Source organism: Burkholderiaceae bacterium (assembly GCA_024235995.1).
Taxonomy (GTDB): domain Bacteria; phylum Pseudomonadota; class Gammaproteobacteria; order Burkholderiales; family Burkholderiaceae_C; genus Ottowia.
In genome coordinates, this window is record JACKLI010000001.1 from 1213978 (window position 1) to 1233607 (window position 19630).

The 19630-nt window shown below is 67.1% G+C and carries 19 protein-coding genes; 13 read left to right on the plus strand and 6 right to left on the minus strand.

The window, feature by feature from the left end:
• Window positions 1-13 precede the first annotated feature (13 nt).
• The 6 genes from H6927_05935 to H6927_05960 all read left to right on the plus strand — a co-directional run bounded on the left by H6927_05935 (window position 14) and on the right by H6927_05960 (window position 5213).
• Window positions 14-1228 (plus strand): acyl-CoA dehydrogenase family protein, encoded by a 1215-nt coding sequence (locus H6927_05935; protein MCP5217637.1) that lies wholly within the window; start codon window positions 14-16, stop codon window positions 1226-1228.
• Window positions 1225-2847, plus strand: a complete 1623-nt coding sequence (locus H6927_05940) for an AMP-binding protein (protein ID MCP5217638.1) — start codon at window positions 1225-1227, stop codon at window positions 2845-2847. Before H6927_05935 ends, H6927_05940 begins: the two co-directional genes overlap by 4 nt.
• Window positions 2844-3242: a RidA family protein gene (locus tag H6927_05945; GenBank protein MCP5217639.1), complete on the plus strand. Its 399-nt coding sequence runs from the start codon at window positions 2844-2846 to the stop codon at window positions 3240-3242. Before H6927_05940 ends, H6927_05945 begins: the two co-directional genes overlap by 4 nt.
• Window positions 3243-3273: 31 nt before the next feature.
• A complete protein-coding gene (locus H6927_05950; protein MCP5217640.1) occupies window positions 3274-4455 on the plus strand; it encodes an acyl-CoA dehydrogenase in 1182 nt (393 codons plus the stop codon).
• Window positions 4456-4462: 7 nt separating this feature from the next.
• A complete protein-coding gene (locus tag H6927_05955) occupies window positions 4463-4888 on the plus strand; it encodes an acyl-CoA thioesterase (GenBank protein MCP5217641.1) in 426 nt (141 codons plus the stop codon).
• A gap of 175 nt (window positions 4889-5063) precedes the next feature.
• The gene (locus H6927_05960; GenBank protein ID MCP5217642.1) at window positions 5064-5213 is read left to right on the plus strand and encodes a hypothetical protein; all 150 of its coding nucleotides are present in this window, start codon (window positions 5064-5066) and stop codon (window positions 5211-5213) included.
• Between the two features lie 296 nt (window positions 5214-5509).
• On the opposite strand, the gene H6927_05965 is transcribed toward H6927_05960, so the two are convergent.
• On the minus strand, window positions 5510-7861 hold the full coding sequence (locus H6927_05965; protein ID MCP5217643.1) for a hypothetical protein: 2352 nt from the start codon (window positions 7859-7861) through the stop codon (window positions 5510-5512).
• 545 nt (window positions 7862-8406) lie between these two features.
• Here H6927_05965 and H6927_05970 point away from each other — a divergent pair.
• Window positions 8407-9426, plus strand: a complete 1020-nt coding sequence (locus tag H6927_05970; protein MCP5217644.1) for an IS30 family transposase — start codon at window positions 8407-8409, stop codon at window positions 9424-9426.
• 46 nt (window positions 9427-9472) lie between these two features.
• On the opposite strand, the gene H6927_05975 is transcribed toward H6927_05970, so the two are convergent.
• Entirely contained in the window at window positions 9473-10915 is a 1443-nt protein-coding gene (locus tag H6927_05975; GenBank protein MCP5217645.1) for a PLP-dependent aminotransferase family protein, read from the minus strand.
• Between the two features lie 101 nt (window positions 10916-11016).
• On the opposite strand from H6927_05975, the gene H6927_05980 reads away from it, so the two are divergent.
• Genes H6927_05980 through H6927_05995 form a run of 4 tightly spaced genes read left to right on the plus strand, consistent with a single transcriptional unit; the run spans window position 11017 to window position 14772 of the window.
• A complete protein-coding gene (locus H6927_05980) occupies window positions 11017-11643 on the plus strand; it encodes a LysE family transporter (GenBank protein MCP5217646.1) in 627 nt (208 codons plus the stop codon).
• A gap of 5 nt (window positions 11644-11648) precedes the next feature.
• The gene (locus tag H6927_05985; GenBank protein ID MCP5217647.1) at window positions 11649-12590 is read left to right on the plus strand and encodes a DMT family transporter; all 942 of its coding nucleotides are present in this window, start codon (window positions 11649-11651) and stop codon (window positions 12588-12590) included.
• On the plus strand, window positions 12587-13807 hold the full coding sequence (locus H6927_05990) for a PLP-dependent aminotransferase family protein (GenBank protein ID MCP5217648.1): 1221 nt from the start codon (window positions 12587-12589) through the stop codon (window positions 13805-13807). Before H6927_05985 ends, H6927_05990 begins: the two co-directional genes overlap by 4 nt.
• 59 nt (window positions 13808-13866) lie before the next feature.
• The gene (locus H6927_05995; protein MCP5217649.1) at window positions 13867-14772 is read left to right on the plus strand and encodes a PhzF family phenazine biosynthesis protein; all 906 of its coding nucleotides are present in this window, start codon (window positions 13867-13869) and stop codon (window positions 14770-14772) included.
• Between the two features lie 27 nt (window positions 14773-14799).
• Here H6927_05995 and H6927_06000 read toward each other — a convergent pair whose 3' ends face one another.
• Window positions 14800-15732 carry an NAD-dependent epimerase/dehydratase family protein gene (locus H6927_06000; protein ID MCP5217650.1) on the minus strand — a complete coding sequence of 311 codons (933 nt, stop codon included), beginning with the start codon at window positions 15730-15732 and terminating at the stop codon, window positions 14800-14802.
• A gap of 72 nt (window positions 15733-15804) precedes the next feature.
• Here H6927_06000 and H6927_06005 point away from each other — a divergent pair, with 72 nt between their 5' ends.
• Window positions 15805-16230 (plus strand): MerR family transcriptional regulator, encoded by a 426-nt coding sequence (locus tag H6927_06005; protein ID MCP5217651.1) that lies wholly within the window; start codon window positions 15805-15807, stop codon window positions 16228-16230.
• Between the two features lie 4 nt (window positions 16231-16234).
• On the opposite strand, the gene H6927_06010 is transcribed toward H6927_06005, so the two are convergent.
• Entirely contained in the window at window positions 16235-16921 is a 687-nt protein-coding gene (locus tag H6927_06010; protein MCP5217652.1) for a type 1 glutamine amidotransferase domain-containing protein, read from the minus strand.
• A gap of 88 nt (window positions 16922-17009) precedes the next feature.
• Here H6927_06010 and H6927_06015 point away from each other — a divergent pair, with 88 nt between their 5' ends.
• Window positions 17010-18209 (plus strand): FAD-dependent oxidoreductase, encoded by a 1200-nt coding sequence (locus H6927_06015; GenBank protein MCP5217653.1) that lies wholly within the window; start codon window positions 17010-17012, stop codon window positions 18207-18209.
• A gap of 61 nt (window positions 18210-18270) precedes the next feature.
• Here the strand turns inward: H6927_06015 and H6927_06020 are convergent, their stop codons facing one another.
• Both H6927_06020 and H6927_06025 read right to left on the minus strand, forming a co-directional pair.
• Window positions 18271-18678, minus strand: coding sequence for a CbiX/SirB N-terminal domain-containing protein (locus H6927_06020; GenBank protein MCP5217654.1), 408 nt, complete (start codon window positions 18676-18678; stop codon window positions 18271-18273).
• A gap of 29 nt (window positions 18679-18707) precedes the next feature.
• Window positions 18708-19556 (minus strand): 3-hydroxybutyryl-CoA dehydrogenase, encoded by an 849-nt coding sequence (locus H6927_06025; GenBank protein ID MCP5217655.1) that lies wholly within the window; start codon window positions 19554-19556, stop codon window positions 18708-18710.
• Window positions 19557-19630 lie beyond the last annotated feature (74 nt).

Below are 19630 nucleotides of genomic sequence, written 5' to 3' on the forward strand. Positions count from 1 at the left end.
GAGCACCGGCATCATGCAAGCAACGGCGCTGCGCCCGGATCGCGCCCACCTGGACCTGCCGTTCTTCGACGCGGCGCACCGGCGCATCGCCGCTGAGCTGCCCGACTGGGCCAACGCCCAGCGCGTCGACGAATCCGACGACCGCGCCGCCTGCCGCGACTGGGTGCGGCGCCTGGGCGATGGCGGCTGGCTGAAGTACTGCGTGCCCGGCGAATTCGGCGGCGCCCTGCCGCAGCTGGACTCGCGCGCGCTGGTGCTGCTGCGCGAGACGCTGGCGTTCTATTCGCCGCTGGCCGACTTCGCCTTCGCCATGCAGGGCCTGGGCAGCGGCGCCATCTCGCTGGGCGGCAGCGTGGCCACGCGCCGTGCCTACCTGCCCGAGGTGGCTGCCGGCCGCAAGATCGCCGCGTTCGCGCTCACCGAGCCCGAGGCGGGCTCGGACGTGGCCGCCATGAAATTGATAGCTGCCGGCGCGCGCCCCGACTGCGTTGCAGGGCAAAAAGACGACAGCTATTTCCTCGACGGCCAGAAGACCTGGATCAGCAACGGCGGCATGGCCGACTTCTACTGCGTGTTCGCCAAGACCGACCCCGATGGCGGCAGCCGCGGCATCAGCGCCTTCGTTGTCGACCGCGACGCCGAGGGGCTGGACGACTCCGCGCACATCCCCGTGATGGCGCCGCACCCGCTGGCCACGCTCACCTTCACGCGCTGCCGCGTGAGCGGCGGGCAGATGCTGGGCGACGTGAACGGCGGCTTCAAGCTGGCGATGCAGACGCTGGACATCTTCCGCGCCAGCGTCGCCGCCGCCGCCCTGGGCATGGCGCGCCGGGCGCTGGCCGAGGCCATCCACCACGCGCAGCACCGCAGGATGTTCGGCCAGACGCTGGCCGACTTCCAGCTCACGCAGGCCAAGCTGGGCGAGATGGCGGCGCTGGTCGACGCCGGCGCGCTGCTCACCTACCGCGCCGCCTGGATGCGCGACACCGGCCAGGGCAGCCTGCGCCAGCGCAGCGTGGCCGCCGCCATGGCCAAGATGACCGCCACCGAGAACGCCCAGCGCGTGATCGACATGGCGCTGCAGATGCACGGCGGCCTGGGCGTCATGGTCGGCAGCAAGGTGGAATCGCTCTACCGCGACATTCGTGCGCTGCGCATCTACGAAGGTGCGACCGAGGTGCAGCAGCTCATCATCGGCAAGGCCGCCCTGCAGGAAGCCCAAGCATGAACACACCATCCGCGCAAACCGACTCCTTCGTGCGCGACCGCCTGCCGCCGCGCGAGCAGTGGCCCGAGTTTCGCTACGACCTGCCGGAGCTGCAGATTCCCGACCAGGCCAACGTGGCCACGCATCTGTTCGACGCCGCGCACCGCAATGGCTGGGACAACCGCCTGATGCTGCGCTCGCCCGGCGAGACCTACACCTACGCCGAGGCGAACGCCCAGGTCAATCGCATCGCCGAGATGCTGATCAAGGACTTCAAGCTCGAACCCGGCAACCGCGTGCTGCTGCGCGGGGGCAACTCCATCGGCATGGCGCTGGCCTGGCTGGGCGTGGTCAAGGCCGGGCTGATCGCGGTGGCCACCATGCCGCTGCTGCGCGCCGTGGAGCTGGACAAGATCATCGACAAGTCGCGCCCCGCGCTGGCCATCTGCGACGTGGCCCTGCTGGGCGAGATGGTGCCCGCCGCGCAGGACGCCAAACAGGCGCTGCCCATCCTGGTGTTTGGCGACGCCAAGCGCCTGGACGGCATGGAAGCGCGCGCCGCCCGCCGCTCGCCCGACCACGCCGGCTGCGCCACCGCGGCCGACGACGTGGCCCTGCTGGCCTTCACCAGCGGCACCACCGGCGTGCCCAAGGCCGTCATCACCACGCACCGCGACGTGCTGGCCGCCTGCAACGCCTGGCCGCGCTCGGTGCTCAAGGCCACGCCCGACGACGTGGTCACCGGCTCGCCGCCGCTGGCCTTCACCTTCGGGCTGGGCGGGCTGCTGCTGTTTCCCATGGCCGCGGGCGCCTCGGTGTACTACCCCGACGTGCGCTTCAGCCCCGAGACCATGGTGCGCAAGATGCGCGACAACGGCATCACCATCTGCTACACCGCGCCCACGTTTTACCGCCAGATGGCGCCCTACGCCAAGGCACTGGGCATTCCCAGCCTGCGCATCTGCGTCAGCGCCGGCGAGGCCCTGCCCGACGCCACGCGCCAGCTGTGGAAGGACGCCACCGGCATCGAGATGCTGGACGGCATCGGCGGCACCGAGGTGTTCCACATCTACATCTCGGCCGCCGGCGCCGACGTGCGCGCCGGCAGCATCGGCAAGGTGGTGCCCGGCTACCAGGCCAAGGTGGTGGACGAGAACGACCACGAGGTGCCGCGCGGCACCGTCGGCCGCCTGGCCGTCATCGGCCCCACCGGCTGCCGCTACATGGACGACGCGCGCCAGACCGCCTACGTCAGCAACGGCTGGAACCACCCCGGCGACGCCTTCACGCAGGACGAGGACGGCTACTTCCACTATCAGGCGCGCGACGACGACATGATCATCACCGCCGGCTACAACGTGGGCGCGCCCGAGGTGGAGGACTGCCTGCTCGCGCACCCGGCAGTGGCCGAGTGCGGCGTGGTGGGCAAGAGCGACGAGGTGCGTGGCATGATCATCAAGGCCTTCGTGGTGCTGCGCGCCGGCCAGGCCAGCAACGAGGCCATGGCCGAGGCGCTGCAGGACTACGTCAAGAAAAGCATCGCGCCCTACAAGTACCCGCGCGAGATCGAATTCGTCAACGCGCTGCCGCGCACCGAGACCGGCAAGCTGCAGCGCTTCAAACTGAGACAGCAGACATGAGCATTCAGCACCTCCAGCCCCCCGGGTGGGCGCCCGCCAAGGGCTATGCCAACGGCATCGCCGCGCGCGGCACGCAAATCTACGTGGGCGGCCAGATCGGCTGGAACGCCCAGCAGCAGTTCGAGACCGACGACTTCATCGCGCAGGTGCACCAGGCGCTGGCCAACGTCGCCGCCGTGCTGAAGGAGGCCGGCGCCGGCCCCGAGCACATGGTGCGCATGACCTGGTACGTGACCGACCGCGTGGAGTACAACAGCCGCCTGAAGGAGCTGGGCGGCGTGTACCGCGACGTGATGGGCAAGAACTTTCCGGCCATGACCTGCGTGCAGGTGGCGGCGCTGATGGAAGAACGCGCCAAGGTCGAGATCGAGGTCACCGCCGTCATTCCCGATTGAACGATTACCGCATTCATCCACCGGAGTTTCCATGTCCAAGCACAAGACCCCCTTCAGCTGGGAAGACCCGTTCGCGCTGCGCGAGCAGCTCACCGACGACGAGCGCGCCATCCAGGATGCCGCCCACGCCTACTGCCAGGACAAGCTGGCCCCGCGCGTGCAGGACGCCTTTCGCCACGAAAAGACCGACCCGGCCATCTTCCGCGAGATGGGCGAGCTGGGCCTGCTGGGCCCCACCATTCCCGAGCGCTTTGGCGGCGCGGGCCTGGGCTACGTCAGCTACGGCCTGATCGCGCGCGAGGTCGAGCGCGTCGACTCGGGCTACCGCTCGATGATGAGCGTGCAGTCCTCGCTCGTCATGGTGCCCATCAACGAATTCGGCAACGAGGCCACCAAGCAGAAATATCTGCCCAAGCTGGCCAGCGGCCAGTGGATCGGCTGCTTCGGCCTGACCGAGCCCAACCACGGCTCCGACCCCGGCAGCATGATCACCCGCGCCAAGAAGGTGCCGGGCGGCTACTCGCTGTCGGGCAGCAAGATGTGGATCAGCAACAGCCCCATCGCCGACGTGTTCGTCGTCTGGGCCAAGGACGACGAGGGCTCCATCCGCGGCTTCGTGCTCGAAAAGGGCTGGAAGGGCCTGACGGCGCCCGCCATCCACGGCAAGGTCGGCCTGCGCGCCAGCATCACCGGCGAGATCGTGATGGACGAGGTCTTCTGCCCCGAGGAAAACGCCTTCCCCGAAGTGCGTGGCCTCAAGGGCCCGTTCACCTGCCTCAACTCGGCGCGCTTCGGCATCGCCTGGGGGGCCCTGGGTGCGGCCGAGGACTGCTACGCCCGCGCGCGCCAGTACGTGATCGACCGCAAGCAGTTCGGCAAGCCGCTGGCGGCCAACCAGCTCATCCAGAAGAAGCTGGCCGACATGCTGACCGAGATCACCCTGGGCCTGCAGGCCTGCCTGCGCCTGGGAAGGATGAAGGACGAGGGCAGCCCGGCGGTCGAGCTGACCTCCATCGTCAAGCGCAACAGCTGCGGCAAGTCACTGGACATCGCCCGCCTGGCGCGCGACATGATGGGCGGCAACGGCATCAGCGACGAGTTCGGCGTGGCGCGCCACCTGGTCAACCTGGAGGTGGTCAACACCTACGAGGGCACGCACGACATCCACGCGCTGATCCTGGGCCGCGCCATCACGGGCATCGCTGCTTTCTGATGGCCGTATGAGCACCGCCACCCCCCGCTTCGAGCGGGTCTATCCCATCCACTTCTCGCAGTGCGACCCGGCCGGCATCGTGTTCTTCCCCCAGTACCTGGTGCTGTTCAACCACCTGGTGGAAGACTGGTTCACGCAGGGCATGGGCATCGACTACGCCGACTTCATCGGCCGGCGCCGCGTGGGCACGCCCACCGTGCGGCTGGAGTGCGACTTTCGCGCCGTCAGCCGCATGGGCGAGAACCTGACCTTCAGCATCACGCCCGAGCGCGTGGGCGGCAAGTCGCTCACCGTGACCATCGAGGTGCGCCACGGCGACGAGCTGCGCGTGGGCGCGCGCCAGGTGCTGGTGTTCACCGACCTGGGCACCCATCGCGCCATTGACATGCCGGTGGATGTGCGTGCCGCATTGGGAAAGCTACATAATCAATAGCTGATGGCGCTTGGTGGGTGCGGGCTAAGGTCGGATTTGATTTAAAAACCTGATCGCGCCTGCTCGAAGGCGCGCTAGAACGCTGCGTCCGCCGCCGAGGTGCTCGACGCCTTCGGCGAAATCGAACTCATCCACGACAGCCAGCGCCTGCGCCCACGGCACCGAGGCCTGGTGGGTGCTCGACTACAAAAGCGCCGCCTACCCCGAGCACGACGCCGCGCCACAAGCGCAACGGGCTCGCTGCCGCGCCGCTATCGAGCAGCTGCATCCGGAGCAGGAAGTGCGCGTGGTGTTTCTGAGTGGGGAAGGGCGGATGGTGGGGTGAGGGAGCTTCTTGGCAGGCCGTTTTCGGTCAGAAGCTGACATGCGCGCACCGCGCCTCAGCCTCAATGTCCGCCAAGAAGCGAGATGTGACCTTGTGGACGGGCGAAAATTAGCAATCTGGCCGCGTGAAGGAACGGCTGCGGAATATCGAACAACACGTTTGAGCTTCGATGAATATTCGGCAGCATAGCCCGTTGATGTTTCATTTCCCAATGTTACTAACCTTCGCCAAGACCTCGTTGAGCGAAAACCTCCCACCAACGTTGACGCCACTTCGAAACGACGACAACTAGTGCGCTAATCAGAGTTGCGAATCCCCAGAGCAGGGGCAAACGCGGGATTCATGACATACACGTCTTCGTCTGATGCTCTTGCTGCGCGGACCTGAAGAACTTTCAGGTCATAGTTCACATTGAAGATATAATGAACTTGGTCGTCCGGTACCGCCACGCCTAGAATTCCGTAGTAGAGAAGAAAATCGATGACTCGGCCAATCTGGTCATCCTCAATCTCTGCTCCGCGTATGAATGATTCCAGCTTGGCTTCCGACATGCGCGCCGGAGCATCAATGAACTGGTACAGAAGATCCTTTGTCGCAGGGAAAACATCGGTAAGTTCGTGGTCTAGCTCCACCAGCAAATCTTGGGAGTAGGCACGAACACCTTTCTCCAAGTCTGTCTCTTCAATTTTCGCGTGTGTGAGATTCGCTGCAAACCCCTTGGCATGCGCAAATATCTTGATGATATTGCGTGGCCTCATCAGAGATCGCTCAATTATGTACGAAGACGTTTCTTCACCCTTATAGTGAGAAACGCATAGCTTGGGCCAGAGCTGATCAAAGGTCAGCTCACTCGATCCATTTGGGAGTGATGCAGCCAGACGCAAGCGGAGGAGTTCTCTGAGCATGTCAGCATCAGTCCAATCAAGCGTTACACGCATCTCCTTGCCGTAGTCAGCGCTCTGGCGCATTAGATGCTCGTAGACATCGTTCCGAATGAACACGATGCAATGTACCGTGTGCCCAGCCTTCCGCATGTCACGCTCGACCTTTCGGCCAGCATCAATAAGGCAACGGAGAACCATTGCATCGACGACGTCAACGCCTTGCGTGCTCCATCCTTTATCTAGGTTGTCAAACAGTACCCAAACTCCCTGCTTGTGCTCTAGATACTTAATTACTTGGGCACGTAGCGCCTTAACGTCATGGGAGTACACGAGTTGCGTCACCTGATCAGTCGTCAGTTTAGTGCCGTCACTATTTCCGTAACGCTGACCGTAATCCAAAGCAATGCGCTGGGATAACGCCAACAACCGCTCAGAGAAGTCGCCCTCAACAGAATATCCCTCGGTACGATAGGTGTGCTCAAGTTCGATGTACAAGTCTCGAATTTCATGATTGAATTTGTGAGTGTTCTGATCCTTCTCGAGCAACTTATACGTAATCTCAAGAAGTATCAGATACTCCCAGAAAGCCGTTACCAAGTGGTGGCTCGCGCCTTGGGTCACATGGGCAAGAATATCCTCCTTGAGCTTGAGTAGCTGATACCCTTCCGGTTTTAAATCCACAACAACGTTACGCTTGTCGGATCGAATCTTATCGCGGATCTGAATGAAAAGTGCAGTCTTCCCTGCGCCCTTTCGCCCAACGACGATATTCACCTCACCTCTCAATGCCTTTCTGAACTGGTCCGTCGCCAGGAAGTAACTACCGAGAGTGGTCATTTCGTTCTCAGCAGTCGGATCGCCTATTTGCAGTGATTGCAGCGGCGTGAGGCCCTTTAGCGGGGTTGGGTCTCCCTGTTGCAGATGCTCGGTGATTTCAAGCGAGAAAGCAGCTATGTGCTGAACTATGTCCTCTGCTCGAGAGTACGTCTTGACGGCATCGCGAACATCCAACGGAACCTTTGCATTTGCGTGAGCGAGAATCAGTGTCGGCTTACCCATCCCATGTGCGAGGCCGGCGACGAAGAGCGTTCGCGTGTCGTGAACAAGATTCTGGTCTTGCTCCCCGTCCAGTAGCGAAAGCAGGACACCTGAGGATGCACCGACCTGGCGCATCGCGTCTGTCGCAGAAAGCCGCGAATCCTCGGTGGGATTGAAACTTCTGTACTTGTACTTGGCTTTCTTTAGCCGAGAAGTCATCAGCGTAGCAATATCACCCCTTGCAGGTGGCTCGACAACATAAACTGGAGCCAATCTGTCCAACGAAACGGATAGTGGAAGTGGGGTTGGATCGACATACGCAGAGAGAGAGTTAGCCAACGCATCGTCGTCAACGTAGTTGTCATACCCCAGTGTATCGAAGATACCCACCTCTCTGGCAACCTTCTGATCTCCCTCCGTTCCTGAATGTCGAACGAGAAAACATCTACGCGACCTGCCTATTGCAAATCCGATCTCGTACACAACATTAGGATTGAGATACGTAATGTCGGCAACCACATATTTGGATGACTCGATCCCATCGAGAATCGGTGAAATGAGGGGGTTTCCGGCTATGTCGTTGAATTCCCAAGGCGTGTACTGAATGTTTTTTCCGACGCGACGGTTTGCTTTGGAGACGCCCAGCGCGATGAGCCCTGCCAAATGAGAATCGCGAGACGAATATGCAACGAACGCTTGATCCAAAGCTCCCGAAATAGCATCCATGTGATCCCCTCAAGTATGGTTCGTGACTAGTAAATTTATCTGACCGTGTCCGCAGCGCTGTGAAATGCCGCTGGCTACACAACGAAACAACCGCAAAACCAATCGCCATTCATGGCAATTATAGTGATGCGAAAGCCAACAATGCGCCGACAATTGTCGCAAGTCGAACTCGATTCAATCACGGACGCGCATGCATGGATGTAGGGTCATGGGATGCCACCGCAAGCACGTCGTACCGTAGTAGCCCGTCACCGTGAGGACTGCCACCGGCGGGCGACCATTCGAGCTTGCCTCCGACTACCAGGGATTGGCCAAAAATGCAATAAGTACGTGCGACAAAGTAAAACCAACCAAATACAGAAAATTCCCTATCGGACGAGTAGGTGCGCCGTAGCGGACATTCGAGTGCAGCCGTCCTTGTCCGCTCTGGGTCAAAACCCGACCCCATTCAACCACCGCTCGCCCAACCGGGAGAACTGGTCGTCGAAAGCCTGGGCGATCTCAATTTTGAAGTGCAACACCCTCACATGAGGTAAGTTGCACCGATGGGAACACGATACAAACAACTGCAGGCTGAAGAGCGCATGACGCTGAGCTCGCTGCACCAGCAAGGCTGGAGCCTTCGGGCCATGGGGCGACTGATGGGGCGCAGCCCCAGCACCCTGTGTCGCGAACTGCGGCGCAACAGCAGCGATAGCGGCTACGCCAGCAGCAGCGCCCACCACGCATATCTGAAGCGCCGCATCGATGCCCGACCCTTGCCCAAGCTGCATGCCGATGGCGCTTTGTGGCAGACGGTTTGCACGCTGCTCAGCTGGTGCTGGTCGCCACAGCAAATTGCCAGCACACTCAGGCGCATGCATCCCGATGAGCCCGCCTGGCACGTCTCGCACGAGACGATCTACGACACCATCTACGCCTACCCACGCGGGGAGCTGCGCCGCCAGCTCATCGCCTTGCTGCGCCAAGGCAAGAGCACGCGCAGGCCCCGCTCTGCGGGCCAGGATCGACGAGGGAAGATCCCTGACATGGTGAGCATCCATGTGCGCCCGCCCGAGATCGAAGACCGCCTGATGCCCGGGCACTGGGAGGGCGATCTGATCAAGGGTGCGGGCAACCAGTCTGCGGTCGGTGTGCTGGTGGAGCGTACAACGCGTCTTGTGCTGCTGTGCAAGATGCAGAGCAGCACGGCAGAAAGTGCGCTGGCGGCGTTCTCGGCCAAGCTCAATGCGGTGGCTGCGCCGCTGCGCAAAACGCTCACCTACGACCAGGGTCGGGAGATGGCGCGGCACAAGGCGCTCAGTGAGGCCACGGGCGTGAAGGTGTACTTTTGCGATCCGCACAGTCCTTGGCAAAAGGGCAGTTGCGAGAACACCAACGGATTGCTGCGCCAGTTCCTGCCCAAGGGCACCGATCTGTCGGTGCATGACCAAGATGCGCTGGACTCGATTGCCGACTTGATGAACAACCGACCCAGGCAGACGCTGGGATGGGACAGTCCCTACCAAGCTTTCAAGCGCATCATGACGGCCATCAGCGAGAAAGATTCGGCTACGATTCATTGATTCTCAACCACTGGTGTTGCACTTCAGAGTTGAGATCGCCCTGTGGTCACTTGCAAACTCCATCCCTCGCCCTCTCAAACGCCCCCCAGAACACCGCCTCCTGCGTCGTCGCAAAGTTGATCCGCATCAGCGTACTGGGCCGCCGCTCCGCGTGGAACAGCGCGCCGGGGGCCAGCAGGTAGCCGTCGTCCAGCAGACGCAGCGCCAGTTGTTCGGTGTCCACGCCGGTGTCTACCCAGCCGAACAGGCCGGCGGGCTCGGCGGCCAGGCGGCAGCCGGCCTGTTGCGCCAGCTTGGCGCTGCGGCTGCGGGCGGCGTCCAGGCGGGTGCGCACGCGCTCGGCGTGGCGGCGCAGCTGGCCCTGCTCGATGCATTGCGCCAGCGCGCGCTCCAGCAGGCTGGGGGTGGTCAGGGTGGAGAGCAGCTTGGTGTCCAGCAGCGGCTCCAGCAGCTCGGGCGGCGCGGCCAGGAAGCCGATGCGCCAGTTGGGCGCCAGGATCTTGGAGAAGCCGCCGACGTAGATGGTGCGCGCCAGGCCGTCGAGCATGGCCAGGCGCGTGGCGTGCTCGGGCGCGAGGTGGCAGTAGCTGTCGTCCTCGGCGATCCAGAAGCCGTGCTGCTGCGCCAGTTGCAGCACGCGGTGGGCGTGGGCCGGCGACAGGCTGGCGCCGGTGGGGTTGTGCAGCACGCTGACGCTGACGAACAGGCGCGGCGCCAGCGGCGTGCCGGCGTGCGCCTCGCAGTAGCGCGCCATCACCGCCAGGTCGGGCCCCTCGGGGCCGCGCGGCACGGGCAGGATGCGCATGCCCAGCGCCGACAGGCGGGCGAACTCGACGGCCCAGCCGGGCTCTTCGACCATCACCGCGTCGCCGGGCTTGAGCAGGGTGCGGCTGATGATGTCCAGCGCGTGCGTGGCGCCCATGGTGGTGACGATGTGCTCGGCGCGCGCGGCGATGCCCATGGCCTGCAGGCGCGCGGCCAGCACGCGGCGCAGCGCCGGCTCGCCCATGGGCTCGCCGTAGCGCACGCTGGACTCGCGCACGCTGGCCGTGCCCATGACCTTGCGCAGGCCGCCGAGGACCGCGTCGGTGGCGATCCACTCGCTGGGCAGCACGCCCATGCCGGGCTGCGGCTTGCTGCTGATGGGCTGGAACATGCCGCGCATCAGCGTGGCGGCGCTCAGGGGCGTGTTGTGCCGGCGCGCGTGGGCGGCGTCGGCCACGGCGGCGGGGCCGTCCGTGCCGGCGGCCGGCGCGGGGGCCTGGCCGCGCACGAAAAAGCCGCGGTTGCGGCGCGCCTCGACCAGGCCCTGGGCCAGCAGCTGGTCGTAGGCGGCCACCACGGTGGAGGGGCTCACGCCGTGCTGCGCCGCGCACTGGCGCACGCTGGGCAGGCGCGCGCCGGCGGCCAGCAGGCGGTCGCGGATGCGCCCGGCAAAGCGCGCGGCCAGTTGCTCGGCCAGGGGCTGGGTGGCGGTGCGCAGCAGCATGGGGCGGCTCATCTGTATGGCTGGGGCCAACCATACAGTTGTCGATCTGCGCCTGTCAACTGTATGGCTGGTGTATGGCTACCAGCGGCTACAGTGCCGTCATGTCCACGGCCGAGTTTTCTGCCCTGCTGCTGCTGTTTGCCGCCGCCACCTTCACGCCCGGGCCCAACACCACGCTGGCCACGGCGCTGGCGGCCAACCGCGGTCTGCGCGGCACGCTGCACTTCATCTGCGCGGTGGCGGCCGGCTGGATCATGCTGCTGCTGCTGTGCGGCGCGGGCCTGGGCGCGCTGGTGCTGGCGGCGCCGTGGCTGCGCTGGGGCATCCTGGTCGTCGGCGTGCTTTACATGCTGTGGCTGGCCGCGCGCCTGGCGCGCAGCGGCACGCTGGGCCAGGCCGATGCGCGCCAGCTGCAGGTGAGCTTTGTCGAGGGCGTGGGCCTGCAGTTTCTCAACGTCAAGGTCTGGCTGCTGGCGCTGACGGCGCTGGCCGGCTGGGTGCTGGGCCATCCCGACTGGCTGGCGCGCCTGGGCTGGACGGGGCTGCTGATGGTGGTGTTCGGCCTGGCCAGCAACTTCACCTACGCGCTGGTGGGCTCGCTGCTGCGCGGCTGGCTGGCGCAGGGCCGGCGCCTGCTTTGGTTCAACCGCGCGATGGCGCTGGCGCTGGTGCTGACGGCGGCGTGGATGGCGTGGTCGGCGCTGCTGGCCGGCGGAGCGGCGTCGTGAGCGCCATGGCCCCCGAGCGGCGCCAGCTGCTGGGCTTTTGGCTGGGCGTGCTGGGGGTGGGCCTGTTCGCCATCACGCTGCCGGCCACGCGCCTGGCCACCGGCAGCGCGGCAGATCCGCAACTGGCGCCGCTGTTCATCACCGCGGGGCGGGCGGCGCTGGCGGGCCTGCTGTCGCTCGCCTTTCTGCTCGTCACGCGCTCGCCCTGGCCCGCGCGGCGCCACTGGGGGCCGCTGCTGGGGGCGGTGTCCGGCAACGTCATCGGCTACCCGCTGCTGCTGGCGCTGGCGCTGCGCAGCGTGACGGCCACGCACGCCGCCGTGGTCACCGCGCTGCTGCCGCTGGTGACGGCGGTGGCGGCGGCGCTGATTCTGGGGCAGCGCGCGCGGCTGGGCTTCTGGGCCTGCGCCGTGGCCGGCAGCGTGCTGGTGGTGGTGTTTGCCTGGCTGCGCGCCGACCAGGCCGGCGGCTTTGGCCTGGCGCGGGCCGACTGGCTGCTGCTGGGCGCCGTGGTGGCCGCCTCGGTGGGCTATGTGTACGGCGCCCAGGTCACGCCCGAGCTGGGCGCCGAGCGCGTGATCTGCTGGATGTGCGTGCTGACCCTGCCTTTCAGCCTGCCGGCCACGCTCTACCTGTGGCCCGACACGGCGCTGCAGCCCGTGCGCGCCAGCGCCTGGCTGGGTTTTGCCTACGTCGGCTCGGTGTCGATGTGGGCCGGGTTCTTTGCCTGGTTTCGCGGGCTGGACTGGGGCGGCGCGCTGCGCGTGAGCCAGGTTCAGTTGCTGCAACCGTTCTTGTCCATGCTGTTTGCCCTGCCGCTGCTGGGCGAGCGGCTGGACGCGGGCTCGATCGGCTTTGCGCTGGCGGTGGTGGCCACCGTGGTGCTGGGCCGGCGCATCTCGCGGCCCGCCGCGCCCGCTTCCGTTGCTCAAGGAGATCCAACATGAACCCCATCGACCCGCCGCTGCCCGGGCCCTGGCACCTGGCCGCGCGTGCCGCCGCCATGAACCCCTCGGCCATCCGCGAGATCCTCAAGATCACCGAGCGCCCGGGCATCCTCAACTTTGCCGGCGGCCTGCCCGCGCCCGAGACCTTTCCGGTGGCCGCCATGCGCGAAGCCTGCGCGGCGGTGCTGGCCGAAGGCAGCCCGGTCGCCAAGCCCTCGCTGCAATACGCGTCCAGCGAAGGCCTGCCCGAGCTGCGCCAGTGGGTGGCCGGCGAGCTGGGCAAGCAGGGCGCGCGCGTGTCGCCCGAGCAGGTCTTGATCACCACCGGCAGCCAGCAGGGGCTGGACCTGGTGGCCAAGGTGCTGATCGACGAAGGCAGCCGCGTGCTGGTGGAGACGCCCACCTACCTGGGCGCGCTGCAGGCCTTCACGCCCATGCAGCCGCGCTTTGCCAGCGTGCCCAGCGACGAAGGCGGCGTGTCGGCGCAGGGCTTGCGCGACGTGCTTCAAAAAGAAGAGCGACCGCGCTTCATCTACCTGCTGCCCAACTTCCAGAACCCCACCGGCCGCACGCAGGACGCGGCGCGGCGCGAGCAGATCGTGGCGCTGTGCCGCGAGCACGGCCTGCCCATCGTCGAGGACAACCCCTACGGCGAGCTGTGGTTCGACACGCCGCCGCCCGCGCCGCTGCTGGCGCGCTGGCCCGAGGGCGTGATTTACCTGGGGTCGTTCAGCAAGATCCTGGCGCCCGGCCTGCGCCTGGGCTACGTCGTGGCGCCGCCCCAGCTTTACCCCAAGCTGCTGCAGGCCAAGCAGGCGGCCGATCTGCACACGCCCGGCTTCAACCAGCGTGTGGTGGCCGAAGTCATCAAGGACGGTTTTCTCGACCGCCACGTGCCCACCATTCGCGCGCGCTACAAGGCGCAGCAGGGCGCCATGCTGGCCGCGCTGGCGCGGCACATGGCCGGGCTGGACGTGCAGTGGACGCAGCCGCTGGGCGGCATGTTTGTGTGGGTGACGCTGCCCGAGGGGCTGAACGCGCAGGCCCTGCTGCCGCAGGCGGTGGAGGCCGGCATGGCCTTCGTGCCCGGCGCGCCGTTTTACGCCGACCACGCCGACCCACGCACGCTGCGCCTGTCCTTCGTCACGTCGACGCCCGAGCAGATCGAGCAGGGCATGGCCATGCTGGCGCGCGTGGTTCGGGCGGCGATTTCTTGAGAAAACAAGCCTATGGCCCGCATGCGACAAGCGCGAGCAGCTATCAAAACAGTAATGCCATGACCCAGCCGCGCCCCTTCGCCCAGATCGACGTCTTCACCGCCCAGCCCGGCCTGGGCAACCCGGTGGCCGTGGTGCTGGACGCCAGCGGCCTGGATGACGCCGCCATGCAGCGCTTTGCGCGCTGGACCAATCTGTCCGAGACCACCTTCGTGCTGCCGCCCACCGATGCACGCGCCGACTACGCCTTGCGCATCTTCACGCCCGGCGGCGAGCTGCCCTTTGCCGGCCACCCCACGCTGGGCTCGTGCTTTGCGTGGCTGGCCGCGGGTGGCCAGCCGAAGGCGGCCGATCGCATCGTGCAGCAGTGCGCGCAGGGCCTGGTCGACTTGCGGCGCAGCGGCGAGCGCCTGGCCTTTGCCGCGCCGCCCAGCCGCCAGGGCGATGTGGCGCCCGAGTTGCTGGCCGCTGTCGTGCAGGCCCTGGGTCTGCCGCCCGGCCAGGTGCGGCGCGCGCAGTGGCTGGACAACGGCCCGCGCTGGCTCACCCTGTGGCTGGACAGCGCCGACACCGTGCTGGCGCTGGCGCCGGACCACGCCAGGCTGGCCGCCATCGGACAAAAAGTGGGTGTGGCCGGCATGCATCAAGCCCAAGCAGCTGCGCCATTGATAGCACGCTCGAGCCGCGAGGCGCGCGCCTTCGGCGCCGCCGCCGAGGCGCCGCTGATCGAGGTGCGCGCCTTCGCCGCACCCATCGGCGTACCCGAAGACCCGGTCACCGGCAGCCTGAACGCCAGCCTGGCGCAGTGGCTGATCGAGGCCGGCGAACTGCCCGTGCGCTACCTGGCCGCGCAAGGCTCCGCGCTGGGCCGCGCCGGGCGCGTGCACGTCGAGCGCGACGCGGCCGGCACGGTGTGGGTCGGTGGCGACTGCATGGCGGTCATCCGCGGCGCGGTGCAGTGGTAGTCAGCGCCCGCCCGGCACCCTGGCTGGCTATCGGCCCGCCCACCCTTGCCGAATCCGCTCCAGCCCCTCGCGGTACGTGGTCACCCCGAATGCCGGGAAGCGGCGCTTGAACCGGGTGGAGTCGAACAGGTTGTCGTGTGCGTAGCGGGGCAGCAGTTCCTGGATCTCGCGCACCCGGCTGGAGAAGAGGGCGGCGGCGGCCAGGGTCCATGGGCCGATGACGGTGTAGGCGGGCTTGCGGCCGAACACCTCGGCGGCCATGCCGACGAACTGCCTGTAGGTCGGCCGGTCGTCGCAGCAGGGCAGGTGCCAGGTCTGCCCGAAGGCGTCGGGTGCGTTGCCCAGGGCCGCCAGCGCGCGGCTGGCGTCGGGTGTCCAGATGAGCGTGCGCCGCGTGTCGTCGCGCATCGGCACGCGGGGCTTGCGGCCGGCCTGGAGCCGCTCGATGACCAGCGCGTTGGTGAAGCTCTGCGTCTTGCCCGGCCCATAGAACTCGGGCGCGCGACCGATGAGCACGGGGATTTCGCCGCGCGCCATTTCCTCCAGCACCATGGACGCCATCGCCGCGCGCACCCGGCCCTTGCGGCCCACGGGCGCGAAGGGCGTGTCCTCGGTCTGCAGCCGGGCGTCCTGCGGGTACATGTAGGTGTTGTCGAAGTAGGCGAACTTGGCGCCCGCCGTGCGGCACGCATCGAGGGCGTTCTTCAGCATCGTGGGGAACTGCGCTTCCCACAAGGCTGTATCCGGCGGCAGCCCGGCGGTGAAATAGACCACGCGGCTGCCCTGGACCGCCTGCGCCGTCTGCCGCGCGTCGAGCAGGTTGGCGGACACCAGCGTGTCCGTGTCGTTCACCTTGCGCGGGGTGCGGCTCACCAGCCGTATCCCGTCCGTGTGGCTGCGCCGCAGTTCGCGCGCCAGTTCCGTGGCGATCTGTCCGTTCGCGCCCAGGATGGTCTGCATGGAATGGCCTCTTGCACATGTTGCTGGCGCGAGGTTAACCTTGAAGCAAAGTTCAATGTCAAACTGCGGACCATGAACATCGGAGAGCTCGCCCGGCACACCGGCCTGGCCGCCTCGCGCATCCGCTTCTACGAGCGCATCGGCCTGCTCAAGACCGTGCAACGCCAGGCCAACGGCTACCGCAGCTACCCCGCCGATGCGGTGCTGACGCTGCGATTGATCGCTGCCGGGCAGCGCGCGGGCTTCAGCCTGGACGAGCTGCGCACGCTGCTGCCGGGCGGGCTGGCCGGCTGGGAGCACGACACCCTGATCGACACGCTGCGCCGCAAGGTGCAGGACATCGAGGTGCTGCAGGCCCAGCTGGCGCAAAGCAGGGCGCAGCTGCTGGAGCTGGTGGCGCAGATCGAGGCCAGGCCCGCCGACATGGACTGCGCCGCCAACGCCCGGCGCGTGCTGGCGGAGATGCGGCTGGATGATGCGCCCGCCAGGGGCGCTTGACCTTTCAGCCCAGCAGCGCGGCCACTCGCTCAGCCGTCGCCCTGGCCGACTGCGGGTTCTGGCCGGTCACCAGTCGCCCATCGACCACCACCTTGGAGACGAAGGGCAGCAGCGCTTTCTCGTAGAGCGCGCCGCGCCGCTGCATCTCCTGCTCGGCGTTGTAGGGCACCTTGCGGGCAACGCCGGCCAGCACCTCCTCGCGCCACGAAAAGCCGGTGAGCCTGCGCCCGGCGACCAGCAGCGCGCCGTCCGACAGCGTCGTGTTCAGCAGGCCGCAGTAGCCGTGGCACACGGATGAGACGACACCGCCGCGTTCGTAGATGGCGCGCGTGATCCGCTGCAGTTCTTGCGCGTCGGGGAAGTCCCACATGACGGCGTGCCCGCCGGTGAAGTAGATCGCGTCGAAGCCGGCCGGGTCGATGGCGTCGGGCCGGGCCGTGTCCGCCAGCAGCGCCATGCGCGCCGCATCGGCCAGCCACGCCTTCGCGGTCGCGTCCAGGTTCGGCCATTGGAGCGAGCGCGGCTCCAGCGGCGAGGCGCCACCCTTCGGGCTCACGATGCGTTGCTCGTAGCCTTTCGCGGCGAAGACCTGCCAGGCGTGGGTCAGCTCCGACAGCCACAGGCCGGTCGGCTCGGCCGAATCGCCGTAGCGGGCGACGTTGCTGACGACGTGAAGGATGCGGCGAGGCATGCGATGGGTTCTCCCGGGACTCGAGGGTGGCATCTTGGCCTTAAAGTGCGGTTCAGTGTCAAGCGCGGGCGCGTTGGGGGATTCGCGAATGAAACAGGTGGAACAGGCGCTGGTCGTGGGCGGCGGGATCGCCGGCTGCGCGGCGGCGATCGCGCTGGCGCAGGCCGGCGCGCGGGTGACGCTGCTGGAGAAGCAGCGGGAATGGAAATTCCAGAGCTCGGGCATCTTCATCTATCACAACGCTCTGGAGGCGCTCGACCGCCTCGGGGTGCTGCCGCAGATCATGGCGAGCGGCTTCGCCATTGCCGACGGCCGCAACGTCTACCTGGACGAGCGCGGCGCGCCGATCACCGAGACGCGCTACCCGTCCCGGCGCCCGGAGATCGCGCCCATCGTCGGCATCCGCCGCGCCGAGCTGCACCGCATCCTGGCCGGGCGCCTGGGCGCGCTCGGTGTCGGCATCCGGCTGGGCACGACGGCCGTGCGGATCGAGCAGGATGCGGAGGACCTCGTCACCGTCGCGCTCTCCGATGGCACCACGGGCCAGCATGACCTCGTGGTCGGCGCGGAGGGCATACGCTCGCCCATCCGCCGCCTGCTCGCCGGCCCGCTGGAGCCGGCCTACACCGGGTTCGGCGTCTGGCGCAGCGTGCACCCGCGGCCGAAGGACCTCACGGCCAAGATCATGATGATGGGCCGCGGCAAGCGGCTCGGCATCATGCCGATCAGCCAGGATCAGCTGTACCTGTTCGGCACCGTGCCCGAGCTCGCGGGGCAGTGGTACGAGCGCGCCGACTGGCCGGCGCTGATGCAGGCGCGCTTCGCCGAGTTCGAGGGTCCGGCGCGCCCGTTCCTGCGTGCGCTCTCGGAGCCCGGCGCCGAGGTGCTCTACACCGCCGTGGAGGAGGTCGCCGCCCCGCTGCCCTGGCACCGCGGCCGCGTGGTCATGATCGGCGACGCGGCGCATGCCTCCACGCCCTTCATGGGGCAGGGCGGCGCGATGGCGCTGGAGGACGCGGTGCTGCTGGCGCACGGGCTCGCGCGCGGGCCCGACGTGGAGACCGCGCTGCGCGCCTTCGGCCAGGCGCGCCAGCCCCTGTGCCAGTTCGTGCAGGAGGCCTCGCGCAGGGTCGGCGAGGCCGGGGCGCAGGAAGACGCGGCCGCCATCGCCGCGCGCGGAGAAACCATGCGGCGCGGCGCGCAGCGGCAGGTTCATGACTTCTACGCGCGGATGGATGCGCTGCGCGGCCCCTGGCCGGATTCAGCGGGCCAGGAAACGACCTCCTGACGCGTCTTCCCGGCGCCGCGGGTGCGCCCCTGTGCCTATGTCGTCGGCGGCTGCATGGCGGTCATCCGCGGCACGGCGCAGTTGCAGGGTCCTCGCCCACGATCCGCTCGGCCAGCCAGTCCATGATGCCCGGCCAGCCCGACAGGGCCGGCTGCACGCGCACGTCCAGGCCGGGGTACCTGCCGCGGGCGCTGTCGATCAGCGCCGGCAAGTCCTGCAGCACGTGTCCGCCCGCGGCCCAGAAGACGGGCACCAGGTCGATGCGCCCGTGCCCGCTGGCGGCCAGTTCATCCAGCACCTCGGCCAGCGTGGGCGCCATGCGCTCCAGGTAGGCGACGCGCACCGCGCGGCCGGGGCCTGCGTGGCGCTGCACCGCGGCCTGCAGCGCCTGCAGGGGCGCGGCCCACTGCGGGTCGCGCGAGCCGTGGGCGAACAGCACGATGGCGGGGCGATCGGATGGACCGGTCACGATGGACGGGACCTGTGTTGGGTGCGAGCTCAGTAGTGGTACACGCCGCGTCCGGTCTTGCGGCCCAGGTGGCCGGCGGCGACGTATTCGCGCAGCAGGGGGCAGGGGCGGTACTTGCTGTCGCCGAACTGCTCCAGGTACACCTCCATCACCGCCAGGCACACGTCCAGGCCCACCATGTCGGCCAGGGCCAGCGGGCCGATGGGGTGGTTGCAGCCCAGGCGCATGCCGGTGTCGATGTCCTCGGGCGTGGCCAGGCCCTCGGCCAGCACGAAGAAGGCCTCGTTGATCATGGGCACCAGGATGCGGTTGACGACGAAGCCCGGCGCGTTCCTGACCGTGATGGGCGACTTGCCCAGGCGCACGGCCAGGTCCTTGACGGCGTCGTGCGTGGCGTCGCTGGTCTGCAGGCCGCGGATGATCTCCACCAGCGCCATCATGGGCACCGGGTTGAAGAAGTGCATGCCGACGAAGCGGTCGGGGCGCTGCGTGACGGCGGCCAGCTGCGTGATGGAGATCGACGAGGTGTTGGTGGCGATGATGACCTCGGGCGGCAGCAGGCCGTCGAGCTGGGCCAGGATCTTGTTCTTGAGCGCGTGGTTCTCGGTGGCGGCCTCGATGACGAGTTGCGCGGCCTTCAGGTCGTCGTAGCTGGTGCTGCCCTGGATGCGGCCCAGCGCGGCGGCCTTGTCGGCCTCGGTGATCTTGTCCTTTTGCAGCAGGCGATCCAGGCTCTTGCCCACGGTGGCCAGGCCCTTGTCGACCGCCGCCTGGGCGATGTCGACCATGACGACCCGGATGCCCGAGACGGCGCAGGCCTGCGCGATGCCATTGCCCATGGTGCCTGCGCCCACGATGCCGACGGTGGTGATGTTCATAGGGTTCTCCTGTAGTAGCTGAGTCGCAAAACCATGCATGTTAGCGGGCCGGCACCGTGCAAAATGCCGGCCAC